Raw genomic sequence first — 15,585 nt, forward strand, 5'->3', positions numbered from 1 at the left:
CGACAAACCATCGCGCAGGCGAATCCCACTGATCTCAACCCCGTACAGGCCCTAGTCCTCGCGCAGGGCCAGGCGGTTCAGCTTGCCGGAGGCGGTCTCGGGCAGCTCGTCGACGAACCGCACGTCCCGCGGGTACTTGTGCGGCGCGAGCCGGGCGCGGACGAAGTCCTGCAGCTCCCGCGCGGTGACCTCGCCCGCGGCCACCACGAACGCGCGCGGCAGGGTCAGCCCGTCCACCTGGTAGCCGACGACCGCGCACTCGGCGACCGCGGGGTGACCCAGCAGGCAGTTCTCCACCTCGGCGGGGGCGACCCACTTGCCGCCGACCCGCAGCAGGTCGTCCACCCGGCCCTTGTAGTGGAAGTAGCCCTCGGCGTCGCGGGTGAACAGGTCGCCCGAACGCACCGTGTGCGGGGCGACGAACGTCCGGGCCGACTTCTCCGGCGAACGCCAGTACTCCAGCGCCACGGTCTCGCCGGTCACCTCCAGCAGCCCGGTCTCGCCGTCCGGCAGCGGCTCGCCGTCCCGGTCCACCACCCGCACCCGGTAGCCGGGCACGACCTGGCCGAGGCTGCCCATGCGGACGCCGCCGGGCCGGTTGCACACGTAGCCGTGGAACGACTCCGACGAGCCGATGCCGTCGATGACCTCGACGCCGAAGGTGTCCAGCCACCGGCGGTGCAGCTCCACGGGGAGGGCCTCGCCCGCCGAGATGCACACCCGGATCGAGCTGAGATCCTGCTTCGCGGCCTCCGGATGGGAGACCATCGCGCTCATCATCGTCGGCACGTTGACCAGGATGGTCGGCCGGTGCTCGGCGATCAGCTCGAAGATCCGGTCGGCGGTGCTGCGCTCGGGGAAGACGATCCCGGCCGCACCCACCCCCAGCGGGAACAGCGCGGTCATGTTGTTGGCGTAGCCGAAGAACAGCTTGGGCACCGGCAGCACGACGTCGTCGGGCCGGATGTCCAGCACGCCCCGGGCGAACCACTCGAAGCTGAGCGCCGCGCTGCGGGCGGCCAGCACGCACGCCTTGGGCGCGCCGGTGCTGCCGCTGGTGAACCGCCACATCGCGACGTCGTCGCGGGTCGTCGGGGCGGCGGCCAGCTCGGCCGGCTGGGCGGCCAGCAGCGTCTCGAAGCAGTGCTCGCCCGCGCGCAGCTCCTCCGGCGGCACCCCGGTCACCAGCAGGTTCGTCACCCCGGCCTCCCGGAGCCGGTCCAGGGTCACCGCGTCGGCCACGACGACGGCGGGCTCGGCGTAGTCGGCGTAGTAGCGGTAGTCCCCGGGCTTGAGGAAGGTGTAGACCTCGGCGGTGACGGCGCCGATCTTCTGCGCGCCGTACCAGGTGGCGACGAACTCCACGCCGTCGCCGAGCGCGAGCAGGACCCGGTCGCCGCGCCGTACGCCCAGCGCGCGCAGCGCGTGACCGGTCCGGTTGGCCAGCGTCCGCAGCTCGGCGTAGGTGACGGGACCGGCGGCGGTGATCAGGGCGGTCCGCCGCCCGTCGCCGCGGTCCAGGAAGTGCGAGGCGATGTTGAACTCGAGGGGGATGTCCTCGTAGCGCGGCGGGAGGCCGTCCGGCCGCGCGGCCGGGCCGTCCTGGAGCAGCGTCGAACCGGTCTCGGCTCCGGAGCCCCTCATGCGTCCTCCTCGGGTCGCGTGCTGGACCGGGCACGGACCGGTGGGGGCGGCCCGGCCGCCGGCGGCGGACGCCGTCGCCCGCGCCACTGCGACATCGTCCGGCCGGTACCGGGGGCGGCGCATCTTCCAGCGTGCGGTGCCGCCGCCGCACGCCGGTGGTATTTCTTCGCGATTGCCGGGACTGCGACGCCGCAACGGCGTCCCTTGCCGGGGTGTGGAACGCCTTATAGCTTGACCTGGTGGGACGGCCGGCGGAGTTCCCCCGGCGCGTCCCGCGGGGTGCGCGCCCCTTTCGTTCCTTGCGATGAGTCCTCGATGAGGCTCCTTCGACGAGTCCTCCGACGAGGCGTGATTTCCGACGAGGGGGCCCGTGCCCGTGACCGCCGACCAGTCCACCGCGCTGACGTACTCCTCCTACCTCGCCCTGGACGAGGTCCTCGCGGCGCAGCGGCCGCTGACCGACAAGCACGACGAGATCCTGTTCATCATCGTGCACCAGGTCCACGAGCTGTGGTTCAAGGAGCTGCTGCACGAGTTCGCCAGGTTGCAGGAGGAGCTGTCGGCGGGAGACTCGGTCCACGCGCTGCAGACGCTGCGCCGGGCCCTGGCCGTCCTCAAGGCCGTGATCGCCCAGATCGATGTGATCGAGACGATGACCCCGACCCAGTTCGCGGCCTTCCGGCCCGAGCTGGGGGGCAGCAGCGGGTTCCAGTCCGCGCAGTTCCGGGAGATCGAGGCGGTGCTGGGGCGGCGCGACCCCCGGACGGCGCAGACCTTCGAGGAGGGCGCCCCGGAGCGGGCCCGGATCGAGGCCGCGATGAGCCGTCCCTCCCTGCTCGACTCGTTCCTGCGCTACCTCGTCACGCAGGGTTACCCGGTGCCGCCGGACCTGCTCGGCCGGGACGTGACCCGGCCGGCGGAGCCCTCGGAGCGGCTGCGGGCGGTGCTGCTCACGGCCTGCCGGGACGGGGGGTTCGCGGCGCGGATCTTCGAGCAGCTGCTGTCCCTGGACGAGGACGTGCAGGAGTGGCGCTACCGCCACGTGAAGATGGTCGAGCGGATCATCGGCCGCCGGCCCGGCACCGGCGGCTCGTCGGGCGCGCCGTACCTCTACCGGACCGTCTCCGTCCCCGCCTTCCCCGACCTGTGGGCCGTGCGGGACGGCCTCTGAGCACCGGCGGGGTCTCCCCCGGGTGTGACAGGCGGGCCGTACAACGCGGCGGACCGGTCGTACGGCGTGGCGGACCGGTCGTACAGGGCGGCCGACCGGTCGTACAGGGCGGCCGACCGGTCGTACGGCGTGGCAGACCGCAATTCCAGAGATGCGGGGCGAACCGGGCGGGATGAAGCTGAGATGGCCGAGCAGCCGGACCAGCCGGAAGGGAGCCCGCTTCGGCGGCGGCAGCACCGCGACCTGGTGCCCCGGCGACCCGGGGAGCTTTCGAGAGGGGCAGGGGTGAAGATCGTCGAGAGGCCGTCGCCGTTCGGAGCGGGGGAACCCGGATCGGCGGAGGCCGCGTCCGGGGGCGGGGAGCGGGCGTTCGGGACCGAGGATCTGCTCGCGGAGGTGGACGCGGCCGAGCGGGAGCTCACCGACGCCGCGGCCGCACGAGGTCCCGCCCCGGCCGGCGCGGTGGAGGCGGAGCGGTTCGAGGCGCTGATCGCGGCGGACGGGAAGGTCGAGCCGCGGGACTGGATGCCCGACGGCTACCGGCGGGCCCTGCTGCGGCAGATCGCGCAGCACGCGCACTCCGAGATCATGGGCATGCAGCCGGAGACCAACTGGATCGGCCGCGCCCCCACCCTCATGCGCAAGGCGATCCTGATCGCGAAGGTGCAGGACGAGGCCGGGCACGGGCTCTACCTCTACTCCACGGCCGAGACCCTGGGCGTCACCCGCGAGTGGCTGCTGGACGAGCTGCACGCCGGGCGGCAGAAGTACCTGTCGTTCATCAACTACCCGACGCTCACCTGGGCCGACGTCGGGGCGCTCGCGTGGCTGACGGACGGCGCGGCCGTCGTCAACCAGGTGTCGCTGTGCCGTACCTCCTACGGCCCGTACGCGCGGGCGCTGGTGCGCATCTGCCGGGAGGAGTCGTTCCACCACCGGCAGGGCTTCGACATCCTGTACGCGCTGTCACGCGGCACGCCCGCGCAGCGGGAGATGCTGCGGGACGCGGTCGCCCGCTGGTGGTATCCGGCGCTGGCGATGTTCGGGCTGCCGCGCGACAGGTCCACCCGTTCGGACCTGTCACTGGCGTGGCGCATCAAGCGCGCCCCCAACGACGAGCTGCTGCAGCGGTTCGTCGACATCTGCGTGCCGCAGGCCGAGATCCTGGGCGTCGAGCTGCCGGACCCGGCGCTGCGCTGGAACCCCGAGCGGGGGCACCACGACTTCACCCCGCCCGACTACGACGAGCTCATGCGGGTCGTCGCGGGTGACGGGCCGTGCAACCGCCAGCGCATGGCCCACCGTCGCCGCGCCCACGAGGAGGGCGCCTGGGTGCGCGAGGCCGCGGCGGCCTACGCCGCCAAACACCCCGCGGAGCCGTACGGCGAGCCGCCCGCCTCCCCGGAGTCCGCCGCGTCCCCGAACGTCCCGGAGACCTCGGAGACGACGCGGGACGCCGGGGTCCGGCGGCCTTCTGAGATCTCCGGTACCGCCGGGACCTCGGAGACCGCCGGGACCGCCGGCGCCTGGGAGCCATCGGACGCGCGGACCCCGCAGTCCCCGGAGACCGCGAGGACGGCGCCGGACATGGAGACCGCCGACGACCCGGGGCTTCCGGAGGGCGACTGGCCGCTGTGGGAGGTGTTCGTGCGGGCCCGTCGCGGGTTCGCCCACGCGCACGCCGGAAGCCTGCACGCCGCCGACGCCGCGACGGCGTTGCGCAACGCCCGCGACCTGTACACGCGCCGGGGCGAGGGCGTGTCCGTCTGGGTCACGCCGGCGGCCGCCGTCACCGCGTCGAGCCCGGACGAGCGGGACGCCTTCTTCGACCCGGCGGCCGACAAGACGTACCGGCACCCCTCCTTCTTCGACCTTCCCGAAGGGGTGAAGCACCTGTGAACGAGCCGACCGCCGCACCGGCCGGGCCGGATGCCGCACGGCCCGGCGTGGGGAGCCTTCTCACCGAAGGCACCGAAGGCACCGAGGGCACCGGGGACACCGAGGCCACCGGGGACAACGGGGACACCGGGGAGCCCGGTCTGCCCGGTTACGTGCTCGGGCTCGGGGACGACGCGCTGATCGCCGCCCAGCGGACGGCGGAGTGGTGCGCGCGGGCCCCGCAGCTGGAGGAGGACGTCGCCCTGGCCAACATCGCGCTGGACCTGCTCGGACAGGCGCGGGCGCTGCTGTCGTACGCGGGCGAGCTGGAAGGGCTGGGCCGCGACGAGGACGCGCTGGCCTACACGCGCGACGAGCGCGACTTCCGCAACGTCCAGCTCGTCGAGCTGCCCGACCGCGACTTCGCCGTGACCGTCGCCAAGATGCTGTTCTTCGGCGTCTACCAGCACCTTCTCTACACGGCGCTGTCGTCCTCGGCGGACGGGCGGCTGGCCGGCATCGCCGCCAAGGCGGCCAAGGAGACGGCCTACCACGCCGACCACGCCGTGACGTGGACGCTGCGGCTGGGCGACGGCACCGCCGAGTCCCACCGGCGGATGCAGGACGCCGTCGACGAGGTGTGGCCCTTCACCCACGAGCTGTTCGAGCCGTTCGCGCCGGCGCCCGGGACGGTCGATCCGGCCGGGCTGCGCGGCGCGTGGCTGGAGACGGTCGAGCGGGTGCTGCGCGAGGCGACGCTGCGCCGTCCCGAGGACGGCTGGGCGCCGGCGGGCGGCCGCCGCGGCACGCACACCGAGGCGTTCGGTCACCTGCTCGCCGAGCTCCAGTACGTGCACCGCGCGTACCCGGGAGCCCGCTGGTGACCGGCCACGCTCGAGTCGCCGCCCCCGGGCCCCCGGTACGGCCCGCGCCCGCCGCTCCCCGGGCCCGGGTACGGCCCGCACCCGCCGCCTTCGAGGCCCGTGCTCATGACCGGGCCGCCGATCCGGAGCCCCACGGGAAGGTCTCGGCCGCCGACGCCGAGGCCCGGGTGCGGGCCGCGGTGGCGGCCGTGCCCGATCCCGAGCTGCGGGTGCTGTCCATCGGGGAGCTGGGCGTGCTGCGGGACGTGGCGGCCGGGCCCGGCGGACGGGTGGTCGTCACGATCACGCCCACCTATCTCGGCTGCCCCGCGCTGGAGGTCATCCGGTCCGGCGTCGCGGCGGCGGCGCGGGACGCGGGCTTCCCCGACGTCGAGATCGTCGTCTCCCTCTCGCCGCCGTGGACGACCGACTGGCTGAGCGAGACGGCCCGCGCGAAGCTCGCCGCCGCCGGCATCGCCCCGCCGCCCCCGGCCGCCCCCGGCCCGGCGGACACGGCCTCCCCGGAGGGCACGGCATCCCCGGAGGACGCGGCGGGGACGGCCGGTGTCCCGCTCCGGGCCCGCGCGCTGCCGCTGCTCACGATCTCGCCGCGCCCGCCGTACCGTCCCGGCTGTCCGCGCTGCGGCGGGGCGGCGACCGAGGAGATCGCCCGAGCCGGCGCCACGGCGTGCCGGTCGCTGTGGCGCTGCCGCGCCTGCGGCGAGCCGTTCGAGCACATGAAGGGCCACTGATGACGGCCACGACGACTCCGGCGCCCCCGGCGGCTCCGGCGACCACGAGCCCCGGGACCCTCACGGCGCCCGGGACGACGGCGACGCCCCCGACCCCCTCGACGACCGTGACGGCCGCGACGGCCGGGGAGACCACGACGGCCGGCGTCCCGGCCCGTGCCCGGTTGCGCTTCCACCGCCTGGCGGTCACCACCGTGGAGCCGGTCGCGGCCGACGGCAGCGCGGTGGCGGTGACGTTCGGCGTCCCCGCCGCACTGCGCGGGACGTTCGCCTTCGCCCCCGGACAGCACGTCACGGTGCGGGCGGTGGTCTCCGGCGTGGAGACCCGCCGCAGCTACTCCCTCTGCTCCACCCCCGCCGAGCTGGAACGGCACGGCACGATACGGATCGGGATCCGCGTCGTTCCGGGCGGACGTTTCTCCTCCCACGCCGCCGCGCTCGCCGCCGGGGACGCGCTGGACGTGCTGCCGCCCGTGGGCGCCTTCGGCACCGCGTTCGACCCGGCGCGGCGGCGGCGCTACGGGGCCGTCGTGGCCGGCTCCGGTGTCACGCCCGTGCTGTCGCTGGCCGCCGCCGCGCTGGCCACCGAACCGCACAGCACGTTCACGGTGGTGTACGGCAACCGCACCGCGGACTCGATGATGTTCGCCGGGGAGCTGGCCGACCTCAAGGACCGCCATCCGGGGCGACTGCACCTGGTTCACTCCTTCTCCCGTGAGGAACCGCGCCTCGGCCTGGCCGGGGGACGGCTGGACGCGGACCGGCTGGCGGACGTCCTCACCCGCCTCGTCGCGCCGGAGGGGGTGCGGGAGTGGTTCCTGTGCGGGCCCGAGGGCATGGTGCGCGACGCGCGGCGGGTGCTGTCGGAGGTGGCCGGGGACGGCGCCGCCGTGCACACCGAGCTGTTCCACACCGGCGGGCCGTCCCCGGCCACGCCGCCCGCGACGCCCGCCGTGCCGCCGCCCGCCGGGCAGGGCCGCGAGGTGCGGGTCCTGCTGGACGGCCGGGCGACCACCCTGCGCGTCCGGGGCGACCGGCCGATCCTCGACGACGCCCTGCCGTACCGTCCGGAGCTGCCGTACTCCTGCCGGAACGGCGTGTGCGCCACCTGCCGCGCCCGCGTCGTGGACGGCGAGGTGCGGATGAGCGGCAACTGGGCGCTGACCGAGGAGGAACTGGCCGCGGGCTACGTGCTCACGTGCCGGTCGGTGCCCGCGACGGACCGGGTGACCGTCGACTTCGACGTCGTATGAGGACGCCGTACGAGGACGTCCCACGAGCGCGACCCGACCACACGATGACGATCTCCGACGAGCCAGGAGGGCCCATGAGAACCGCGCACAGGACCTGCCCCATCTGCGACGCCGTCTGCGGCCTGCGGCTGACGCTCGACGACGCCGGCCGCGTCACCTCGGTCAAGGGCGACCCCGACGACCCGTTCTCCAAGGGGTTCGTCTGCCCCAAGGGGGCGAGCCTCGGCCGCATCGACGAGGACCCCGACCGGCTGCGCGCGCCGATGATCCGCGAGGGCGACGAGTGGCGCGAGGCGACCTGGGAGGAGGCGTTCCGCGCGGTCCACGAGGGCTTGAACGGCGTGATCGACGCCCACGGCCGCGACGCCCTCGCCGTCTACTTCGGCAACCCGACCTTCCACACGATGGCCGGTTTCATGTACCGGATGCCGCTCACCCAGTCGCTCGGCACCCGCAACGTCTTCTCGGCCAGCACCATCGACCAGATCCCCAAGCAGGTCGCCGGCGGCCTGATGTACGGCGACGCGATGGCCATCGCCGTTCCCGACCTGGACCGCACGGACCACCTGCTGGTGATCGGCGCCAACCCGGCGGTGTCCAACGGCTCGCTCTGCGCGGCCCCGGACTTCCCCGGCCGCCTCAAGGCGCTGCGGGCGCGCGGCGGGAAGCTCGTCGTGGTCGACCCGCGCCGCACCCGGACCGCGGCCATGGCCGACGAGCACGTCTTCGTACGGCCCGGCACCGACGCCTTCCTGCTGATGGGCATCGTCCACACCCTGCTGGCCGAGGACCTCACCGTCCTCGACCGGGTCGGCGTCGAGGTCGGCGGCCTGGAGGAGCTGCGGCGGCTGGCCGGCGACTTCGCCCCCGAGGCGGTCTCCCGGGTCTGCGGGGTGCCCGCCGGGCAGATCATCCGGATGGCCCGCGAGCTGGCCGCCGCGCCCTCCGCCGCGGTCTACTCGCGCATCGGGACCTGCACCGCCGAGTTCGGCACCGTCACCCAGTGGCTGGTGGACGTGGTCAACACGCTGACCGGCAACCTCGACCGGCCCGGCGGGGTCATGTTCACCAGGACCGCCGCGCTGGAGTTCTTCCGCACCGGCCAGCCGTACAGCGGGGGCAACTGGCGCAGCCGCGCCCGCGGCGTGCCGGAGGCGATGGGCGAGCTGCCGGTGGCGACGCTGGCCGACGAGATCGAGACGCCGGGCGAGGGCCAGGTCAGGGCGCTGATCACGATCGCGGGCAACCCGGTGCTGTCGGCGCCGAACGGGCCCCGGCTGGACCGGGCGTTCGCCGACCTGGACTTCATGGTCTGCGTGGACCCGTACCTGAACGAGACGACCCGGCACGCGAACGTCATCCTGCCGCCGCCGCGCATGCTGCAGATGCCGCACTACGACTTCCTGCTGCTGACCGTGACGGTGCGCAACTACACCCGTTTCTCCCCGGCGATCCTGCCGCTGGAGCCGGGGCAGCTCTCAGAGGCGGAGATCCTGGCGAAGCTGACGCTGATCGCCGCCGGGGCGGGACCGGACGCCGACCCGGCGGGGCTCGACGAGATGATCGTCGGTCAGGTCCTCGGCGGGGCCGTCCAGGCGCCCGGCTCGCCGTTCGAGGGCCGCGACCCGGCCGAGCTGCGCGCCGGCCTCACCGGCGACAGCGGTCCGGAGCTGATGCTGGACGCGATCCTCCAGCTCGGCCCGTACGGACTGTCGCTGGCGAAGCTGCGGGAGAACCCGCACGGCATCGACCTGGGCCCGCTGGAGCCCCGGCTGTCGGAGCTGGTGTGCACGCCGTCGGGACGGGTGGAGCTGGCTCCGGAGCCGCTGGCCGCGGAGGTGGACCGGCTGCGCGGGCGGCTGGACGCGGCCCCGCCGGAGATGGTGCTGATCGGGCGGCGTCAGCTGCGGTCCAACAACAGCTGGCTGCACAACGTCGGCACGCTGGTCGGCGGCAGCAACCGCTGCACCCTGCACGTCCACCCGAGCGACGCGGCCCGGCTCGGCCTGGGCGGGGAGGCGCTGGTGCGCTCGGCCGCCGGTGAGCTGACCGTGCCGGTGGAGACCACCGAGTCGATCATGCCCGGGGTGGTCAGCCTGCCCCACGGGTGGGGCCACGCCGGGAGCTCCCTGCGGGTCGCGGCCGGGCACGCCGGGGTCAACGCCAACGCGCTGACCGACGAGACGGTGATCGACCCGCTGTCGGGGAACGCGGTGTTCAACGGCGTCCCCGTGACGGTCTCCCCGGCCGCCGAGGCCGCCCCCGCCGCCGACGCGGGAGCGGACACCGGTTCGTGCGGGGTTCCGCGGCCGGCGGGCCCGGTCACGGTGACGCTCACGACCCGGGGCGCGTGAACGGACGGCGGCCGCGACCCGGCTCAGGCCCGGTCCCGGCCGCCGTCCCGGTCCCGGCCGCGACCGGCTTCCGGGAAGGTCAGCAGGTGACGTCCTTCCCGGCGAACCGGGCCCAGGCGACCGAGCCGGAGACCGCGATGTAGGCGGCGAAGACCAGCAGGCCCCGGCCCATGTCCCCGAAGGCCACCGGGTCGCGCAGCACCCCGTCGAACCCCGTCCACCAGTGCGTCAGCAGGTAGGGCTGGAGGTCGGCGAGCTGCGGGATGGCGCGGAGGACCTGGGCGGCGATGACCAGCACCACGGTGGCGGCGATGGCGCCGATGGCCACCTCGGTCAGCGTGGAGATCGCCAGCGAGACGGCGGCCAGCGCCGCCATGCCCGCGGTGAGGTACAGCACGACGAGACCCATCCGCAGCAGGCCGTCGGTGAAGGACACGGTCGCGCCGGACAGCAGGGTGACCGGGCCGACCGGGAACAGCGCCAGCCCGATCAGCAGCGCCGACAGCACGACCGTCGAGACGGCGGCCAGGCAGAAGACGACGGCGCCCGCGTACTTGACGGCCAGCAGCCGGATCCTGCCCGCCGGGGCGACCAGCAGGTAGCGCAGCGTGCCCGCGCCCGCCTCCCCGGCGACGGAGTCCCCGGCCACCACGGAGACCGCGACGGGCAGCATGAACTGCACCAGCACCATCAGCGCGGCGAAGGCCAGGAACAGGCCGTTCCCGGTGACCCGGTCCAGGATGGCCAGCTCACCCTCGATCCGTCCGCCGTCGTCCACGCCGGTCATCAACCGCAGCACCAGGCCGAGCAGCACCGGGACCGTGGCGAGGACGGCCAGGACGGCCAGGTTCCGCGGCCTGCGGAAGATCATCCCCAGTTCGGAGCCGAGCAGCCGCAGCCACGCCCGCGTCGCGCCGGCCGCCCGTCCGGCGCCGGTCACCGGGACCGCACCGCTAACCGTCGACATCGAACCCCTCCCCCGTCAGGCCCACGAACACGTCCTCCAGGCTGGGCCGCCGTACGCCCAGCCCCCGTACGGCGACGCCCGCCGCCACCAGGGCCGCGCAGACCCGCTCGGGTTCCCCGGCGCCCAGCTCGGCGTCGGCCTCGCCGTCCCCGGGGCGGATCCCGGTCAGCCCGGCGGCGGCCAGCACCTCGACCGCCCGGGCCACGTCGGGGGTCTCCACCCGGATCCGGACCGTCTCCCGCGCCAGGAGATCGGCGATGGTGCCCTGCGCGACCAGCCGACCGGTCCGCATGACGGCCACGTGGGAGCACATCTGCTCCACCTCCGCCAGCAGGTGGGAGGAGACGAACACGGTCGTCCCCTCGGCGGCGATCTCCCTGACCAGCGCCCGCACCTCGCGCGTGCCCTGCGGGTCCAGGCCGTTGGTCGGCTCGTCCAGGACCAGCAGCTCCCGGGGGCCCAGCAGCGCGGCGGCGATGGCCAGCCGCTGGCGCATGCCCAGCGAGTAGGCCCGGTAGCGTTTGCCGGCCGCGGCGGTCAGGCCCACCCGTTCCAGGGCGTTCCCGATCCGCGCCGCGACCGTGCGCGGGTCGGCCGACGGGTCGGCGGCGTCGTAACGGCGCAGGTTGGCCTCACCCGTCAGGTACGGGTAGAAGGCGGGCCCTTCGACCACCGCCCCCACCCGCGGCAGCACCGCGGCCATCCCGTCCGGCATCGGCCGGCCGAGCAGTTCCCAGGTTCCGGCCGTCGGCGTGACGAGACCGAGCAGCATGCGGATGGTGGTGGTCTTGCCCGAGCCGTTCGGCCCGAGGAAACCGAAGACCGACCCCCTGGGCACGGCCAGGTCGAGGGCGTCCACGGCCACCTGCCCGCCGCGGAACCGCTTGGTCAGCCCGCGGGTGACGATCGAGCGGTCCTCCGCCGCGGCGGGCTCCGCGCCGCGGGAAGCGCCGGAGCGCTCCCCGCGGCGGCCCGCCAGGAGGCCGGTGTCCCCTGGCATGTCGCTCACTTCTGTCCGGCCACCTCGGTCAGCTTCTCCGGGGTGACGGCGCCGACCAGCAGCCGGCCGTCGTCGGTCAGCAGGGCGGAGACCAGCTTGGTCCGGACGACCCGGCCGCTGCCCCACGGGCCGCTGACGGGCCGGGCTGACTTCAGCACGGCGTCGACGACGGCGCCCGCACCCTGACCGGCGTCCTGCCCGGCGTCCCGCGTGGGGGTCCGGCCGGCCGGCGGTTCCCCGTCCGCCGATGGGAGCCGCTTCTTGAGGTCCTGCTCGGAGAAGGGCAGCACCGCCACGGCGGTCCAGCCCTCACCGATGACCTTGGCCTCCTGCCGGAGATCCTCGGCCCGCTCGGCCCGCTCGCCGGCCACGGCGGCGAGGTCGTCGATCCGCTTCTCCTCGACCTTGGCGCCCGGCGGCGGGGTGAAGGCGAAGTTGCCGGGTGCGGGCGGGGTGAAGGCGACGGAGGTGAAGCCCACCTCGAAGGCCGGCTCGGCGGCGCTCCTGGCGTAGACCTGGACGCGCAGCGGGACGAGGGTCTCCCCGTCGAGCGCCAGCCTGACCTCGCGCACCAGGGACGAGGCGTCCTCGGGCGCGAAGGTGAGCTGGTAGGCCGAGCGGTCGGCGACCCGCTCGGTGTTGGTCACGCCGACCACGGTGCCGGGCCTGGACAGCAGGTCGTCGGCGAGCTTCTGCGGGGTGACGGCCGCGGGCACGGCCTTCTCGGAACGCGCGGCCGCGCCGGTGTCGCCGGTGAGCCGGGTGGCCTTGTTGGCGTCGCTCTCCCACAGCCACGCCTGGCCGCCGTTGACGATCAGGTCGGTCTCGCTCATCCGTCCCGGCAGGGCGAACCGCATCCGGTCGGCTCCGCCGTACCAGACCTTCAGCTCGTGGGAGCCGGCGAGCAGGGCGGCGGGCGAGGTGCCGCCGAAACCGGACACGTCCGGCAGACCCGGCAGGCCGAGGGAGGCCGTCTGCGCGAGCGTTCCCGACATGGGCTTCGGGCCGGATCTCCCGGCCTGTACGGCGTCGGCCAGCAGCTGACTCGCGGTGCGCTCGGGCAGCACCGGGTCGCCCTGGACCGCGGCGATGACCGGGCCGGCGCCGGCGGCCGCGGCGACCACCGCCATCGCGGCGACCGGCACACCCCACCTCACGACCCGACCCCGTGTGGTTCGTTGTGACATATCACTCCTTAACGGTATTGCTTTAGTGCCTGCATCGTCAGCCTGCGCGAACGACCCTGTGCTGAGGCTGAGACAGACTGAGAGGGCTCACAGCGTTCTCAGCCGCCTCTCAGGGCGGTCGGCGGAAAATGGGGCGACCGACAGCGAAGGAGGCGGAATGCGGGTTCTCGTCGTGGAGGACGAACGGCGGATGGCTGCGGCCCTCCAGCGCGGCCTGCAGGCCGAGGGGTTCGCGGTGGACCTCGCGCACGACGGCCACGAGGGCCTGCACCTGGCCAGGCACGGCGACTACGACGTGGTCGTGCTGGACATCATGCTGCCCGGCCTGTCCGGCTACAACGTCTGCAAGGCGCTGCGGGCCGAGGAGAACTGGGTGCCGATCCTGATGCTGTCGGCCAAGGACGGCGAGTACGACATGGCCGACGGCCTCGACCTGGGCGCCGACGACTACCTGACCAAGCCGTTCTCCTACGTCGTGCTGGTGGCCAGGCTGCGGGCGCTGCTGCGGCGCGGCGCGGGCCGCCGCCCCGCGGTGCTGCAGGCGGGCGACCTGTCGCTCGACCCGGCCCGGCGGCGGGTCGCCCGGGACGAGACGCCGGTCGAGCTGACGCCCCGGGAGTTCGCGCTGCTGGAGTACCTCATGCGCCGCCGGGACGAGGTGGTGTCCAAGTCGGAGATCCTGGAGCACGTCTGGGACACCTTCGACACCGACCCCAACGTCGTCGAGGTGTACGTGGGCTACCTCCGCCGCAAGATCGACGTGCCGTTCTCCCGGAACGCGCTGCGGACCGTGCGCGGCGCCGGCTACCGGCTGTCCGGCGATGGCGGCTGACCCGCCCGCACGCGGCCCGGCCCGGCCACCCGGCGGCACGACCGGTCCGGCACGACCGTCCGGCGCCGTGACCGGCCCGGCACGACCGTCCGGCGCCGTGACCGATCCGGTCCGGCCACCCGGCGGCACGACCGTCCCCGCCTCCCCGCGCGGGCGGCGCACGGGCTGGTGGCGGCGCAGGAGCCTGCGCTTCCGGCTGACCGCGGTGGCCTCCGCCGTGCTCGCGGTGGCGCTGGCCGCCTCCGCCTACGTGCTGGTGGGCGTGCTCGGCCGGGCCCTGGTCACCGGCACCGACGACGCGATCCACCGGCGGGCCAGGGAGGTCGTCTCGCTGGCCGACGCCGGACGGCTTCCGGTCGAGATGACCTCGCCGGACGGCGTCCTGGTGCAGGTGATCGACGCGGCGGGCCGGGTCACCCACGCCACCCCCGGCACCGACCGGCTCCTGCCGCTGCTGGACGCCGGGGAGCGCGCCGCGGCGGTCGCGCGGGGCCGCGCCGGTTTCGTGGACGGCGGGCCGTACGGGATCCCGCACGTGCTGCGGGTCCTGGTGCTCAGCGCCGACCAGGGGCGGACGGTGATCGCCGCCCGTCCGTTCAGCGAGGTGCAGACCAGCGTCAGCACCGCCGCGCACGTGCTGCTCGTCGGAACCCCGCTGCTTCTGGTGCTGCTCGCCGGGGTGAGCTGGGTGATCATCGGCGGGACGCTGCGGCCCATCACGGCGCTGCGCCGGGGCGCGGAGGAGATCACCGACACCGCCCGCTCCCGGCGGCTGCCGGTGCCGGAGGCCCGCGACGAGGTGCACAGCCTGGCCGTCACCCTCAACGACATGCTGACCCGGCTGGAGAAGGCCGACGCCCGCCAGCGGGCCCTGGTCTCCGACGCCGCGCACGAGCTGCGCAGCCCCCTGGCCAGCATCCGCCTCCAGCTGGAGGTGGCGCTCGGTCATCCCGAGGGGCAGGACTGGCGGGAGACCGCCGAGGGCGTGCTGGAGGACACCATGCGCCTGGCCCGGCTGGCCGAGGACCTCCTCGCGCTGGCCCGGCTGGACGAACGCGGCGGCGCCCTGGCCCGCCGGGAGCCGGTGGAGCTGGACCGGCTGGTCCTCCAGACCGTCGAACGGTACGGCGACGCCGTCACGGTCCGGATCGCCCCCGCCCCGGACGGCCGCTCCACGGACCGGATCCGCCGGGACGAGCCCTTCGACGGGCGGCGTGATCCGGACGTCCGCCTCCCCGTCCGGGACCGCCCGGACGGGCGGCCGTCCGATCAGGGGTGCCCGGACGACGCGATCGCGGTGACCGGGGACGCGCTCGACCTGGGACGGGTGCTGGTCAACCTGGTGGACAACGCGCTGCGGCACAACGTCTCGCCGGTCGTGGTCGAGCTGCGCGCAGAAGGGGCCGACGCCGTGCTGACCGTCACCGACGACGGCCCCGGCATCCCCGAGGCCGACCGGGAACGGGTCTTCGACCGCTTCACCCGCCTGGACAGCGCCCGCAGCCGCGACCACGGCGGCGCCGGGCTGGGCCTGGCGATCGTCCGGGAGACCGTGCACGCCCACGGCGGCGCGGTCACCCTGGAGGACGCCGCCCCGGGCCTGCGCGCGGTCGTCCGCCTCCCGCTGTCCTAGTGGCGTGTCACGCAACCTTGGTGGGATAACTGGTCCATGAGCGGATCGGGG

Annotated in this window: 12 protein-coding genes and 1 pseudogene; 9 read left to right on the forward strand and 4 right to left on the reverse strand. The window is 74.6% G+C overall.

What is annotated here, in order from left to right; translation table 11 throughout:
• Positions 1–51 precede the first annotated feature (51 nt).
• Complete coding sequence (locus AB0D67_RS37930) at positions 52–1,644, reverse strand: benzoate-CoA ligase family protein (RefSeq protein WP_362946934.1); 1,593 nt, start codon at positions 1,642–1,644, stop codon at positions 52–54.
• 370 nt (positions 1,645–2,014) lie between these two features.
• Between AB0D67_RS37930 and AB0D67_RS37935 the strand changes: the two genes are divergently transcribed.
• The 7 genes and pseudogenes from AB0D67_RS37935 to AB0D67_RS37965 all read left to right on the forward strand — a co-directional run bounded on the left by AB0D67_RS37935 (position 2,015) and on the right by AB0D67_RS37965 (position 9,915).
• Positions 2,015–2,815 (forward strand): tryptophan 2,3-dioxygenase family protein, encoded by an 801-nt coding sequence (locus AB0D67_RS37935; protein WP_362946937.1) that lies wholly within the window; start codon positions 2,015–2,017, stop codon positions 2,813–2,815.
• 462 nt (positions 2,816–3,277) lie between these two features.
• Positions 3,278–4,180: pseudogene (paaA, locus tag AB0D67_RS37940) on the forward strand (1,2-phenylacetyl-CoA epoxidase subunit PaaA); the annotation flags it as partial.
• A gap of 222 nt (positions 4,181–4,402) precedes the next feature.
• Positions 4,403–4,714 (forward strand): 1,2-phenylacetyl-CoA epoxidase subunit PaaB, encoded by a 312-nt coding sequence (gene paaB, locus AB0D67_RS37945; RefSeq protein WP_362946957.1) that lies wholly within the window; start codon positions 4,403–4,405, stop codon positions 4,712–4,714.
• On the forward strand, positions 4,711–5,577 hold the full coding sequence (paaC, locus tag AB0D67_RS37950) for a 1,2-phenylacetyl-CoA epoxidase subunit PaaC (protein WP_362946939.1): 867 nt from the start codon (positions 4,711–4,713) through the stop codon (positions 5,575–5,577). The genes paaB and paaC overlap by 4 nt, the downstream gene beginning before the upstream one ends.
• A 167-nt stretch (positions 5,578–5,744) precedes the next feature.
• A complete protein-coding gene (gene paaD / locus AB0D67_RS37955) occupies positions 5,745–6,308 on the forward strand; it encodes a 1,2-phenylacetyl-CoA epoxidase subunit PaaD (RefSeq protein WP_362946960.1) in 564 nt (187 codons plus the stop codon).
• Positions 6,308–7,561, forward strand: a complete 1,254-nt coding sequence (locus tag AB0D67_RS37960) for a 2Fe-2S iron-sulfur cluster-binding protein (RefSeq protein ID WP_362946942.1) — start codon at positions 6,308–6,310, stop codon at positions 7,559–7,561. The genes paaD and AB0D67_RS37960 overlap by 1 nt, the downstream gene beginning before the upstream one ends.
• A 74-nt stretch (positions 7,562–7,635) precedes the next feature.
• Complete coding sequence (locus AB0D67_RS37965; protein ID WP_362946945.1) at positions 7,636–9,915, forward strand: molybdopterin-dependent oxidoreductase; 2,280 nt, start codon at positions 7,636–7,638, stop codon at positions 9,913–9,915.
• A 79-nt stretch (positions 9,916–9,994) separates the two neighbouring features.
• Here the strand turns inward: AB0D67_RS37965 and AB0D67_RS37970 are convergent, their stop codons facing one another.
• Genes AB0D67_RS37970 through AB0D67_RS37980 form a run of 3 tightly spaced genes read right to left on the reverse strand, consistent with a single transcriptional unit; the run spans position 9,995 to position 13,039 of the window.
• Positions 9,995–10,882 (reverse strand): ABC transporter permease, encoded by an 888-nt coding sequence (locus tag AB0D67_RS37970; protein ID WP_362946947.1) that lies wholly within the window; start codon positions 10,880–10,882, stop codon positions 9,995–9,997.
• Positions 10,869–11,882 carry an ABC transporter ATP-binding protein gene (locus AB0D67_RS37975; RefSeq protein ID WP_362946963.1) on the reverse strand — a complete coding sequence of 338 codons (1,014 nt, stop codon included), beginning with the start codon at positions 11,880–11,882 and terminating at the stop codon, positions 10,869–10,871. Before AB0D67_RS37975 ends, AB0D67_RS37970 begins: the two co-directional genes overlap by 14 nt.
• A 5-nt stretch (positions 11,883–11,887) precedes the next feature.
• Positions 11,888–13,039 carry a DUF2092 domain-containing protein gene (locus AB0D67_RS37980; RefSeq protein ID WP_362946950.1) on the reverse strand — a complete coding sequence of 384 codons (1,152 nt, stop codon included), beginning with the start codon at positions 13,037–13,039 and terminating at the stop codon, positions 11,888–11,890.
• Positions 13,040–13,226: 187 nt separating this feature from the next.
• Here AB0D67_RS37980 and AB0D67_RS37985 point away from each other — a divergent pair, with 187 nt between their 5' ends.
• Both AB0D67_RS37985 and AB0D67_RS37990 read left to right on the forward strand, forming a co-directional pair.
• Complete coding sequence (locus AB0D67_RS37985; protein WP_362946952.1) at positions 13,227–13,901, forward strand: response regulator transcription factor; 675 nt, start codon at positions 13,227–13,229, stop codon at positions 13,899–13,901.
• 97 nt (positions 13,902–13,998) lie between these two features.
• On the forward strand, positions 13,999–15,534 hold the full coding sequence (locus AB0D67_RS37990; protein ID WP_362946955.1) for a HAMP domain-containing sensor histidine kinase: 1,536 nt from the start codon (positions 13,999–14,001) through the stop codon (positions 15,532–15,534).
• Positions 15,535–15,585: the final 51 nt, after the last annotated feature.

Source organism: Streptosporangium sp. NPDC048047 (assembly GCF_040653115.1).
Lineage (GTDB): Bacteria > Actinomycetota > Actinomycetes > Streptosporangiales > Streptosporangiaceae > Streptosporangium.

Excerpts from the sequence above, each read along its gene's own strand:
- AB0D67_RS37970 (WP_362946947.1), bottom strand. The coding sequence starts at position 10,882 with ATGTCGACGGTTAGCGGTGCGGTCCCGGTGACCGGCGCCGGACGGGCG.
- AB0D67_RS37965 (WP_362946945.1), top strand. The coding sequence starts at position 7,636 with ATGAGAACCGCGCACAGGACCTGCCCCATCTGCGACGCCGTCTGCGGC.
- AB0D67_RS37960 (WP_362946942.1), top strand. The coding sequence starts at position 6,308 with ATGACGGCCACGACGACTCCGGCGCCCCCGGCGGCTCCGGCGACCACG.
- paaB (WP_362946957.1), top strand. The coding sequence starts at position 4,403 with ATGGAGACCGCCGACGACCCGGGGCTTCCGGAGGGCGACTGGCCGCTG.
- AB0D67_RS37985 (WP_362946952.1), top strand. The coding sequence starts at position 13,227 with ATGCGGGTTCTCGTCGTGGAGGACGAACGGCGGATGGCTGCGGCCCTC.
- AB0D67_RS37975 (WP_362946963.1), bottom strand. The coding sequence starts at position 11,882 with ATGCCAGGGGACACCGGCCTCCTGGCGGGCCGCCGCGGGGAGCGCTCC.
- AB0D67_RS37930 (WP_362946934.1), bottom strand. The coding sequence starts at position 1,644 with ATGAGGGGCTCCGGAGCCGAGACCGGTTCGACGCTGCTCCAGGACGGC.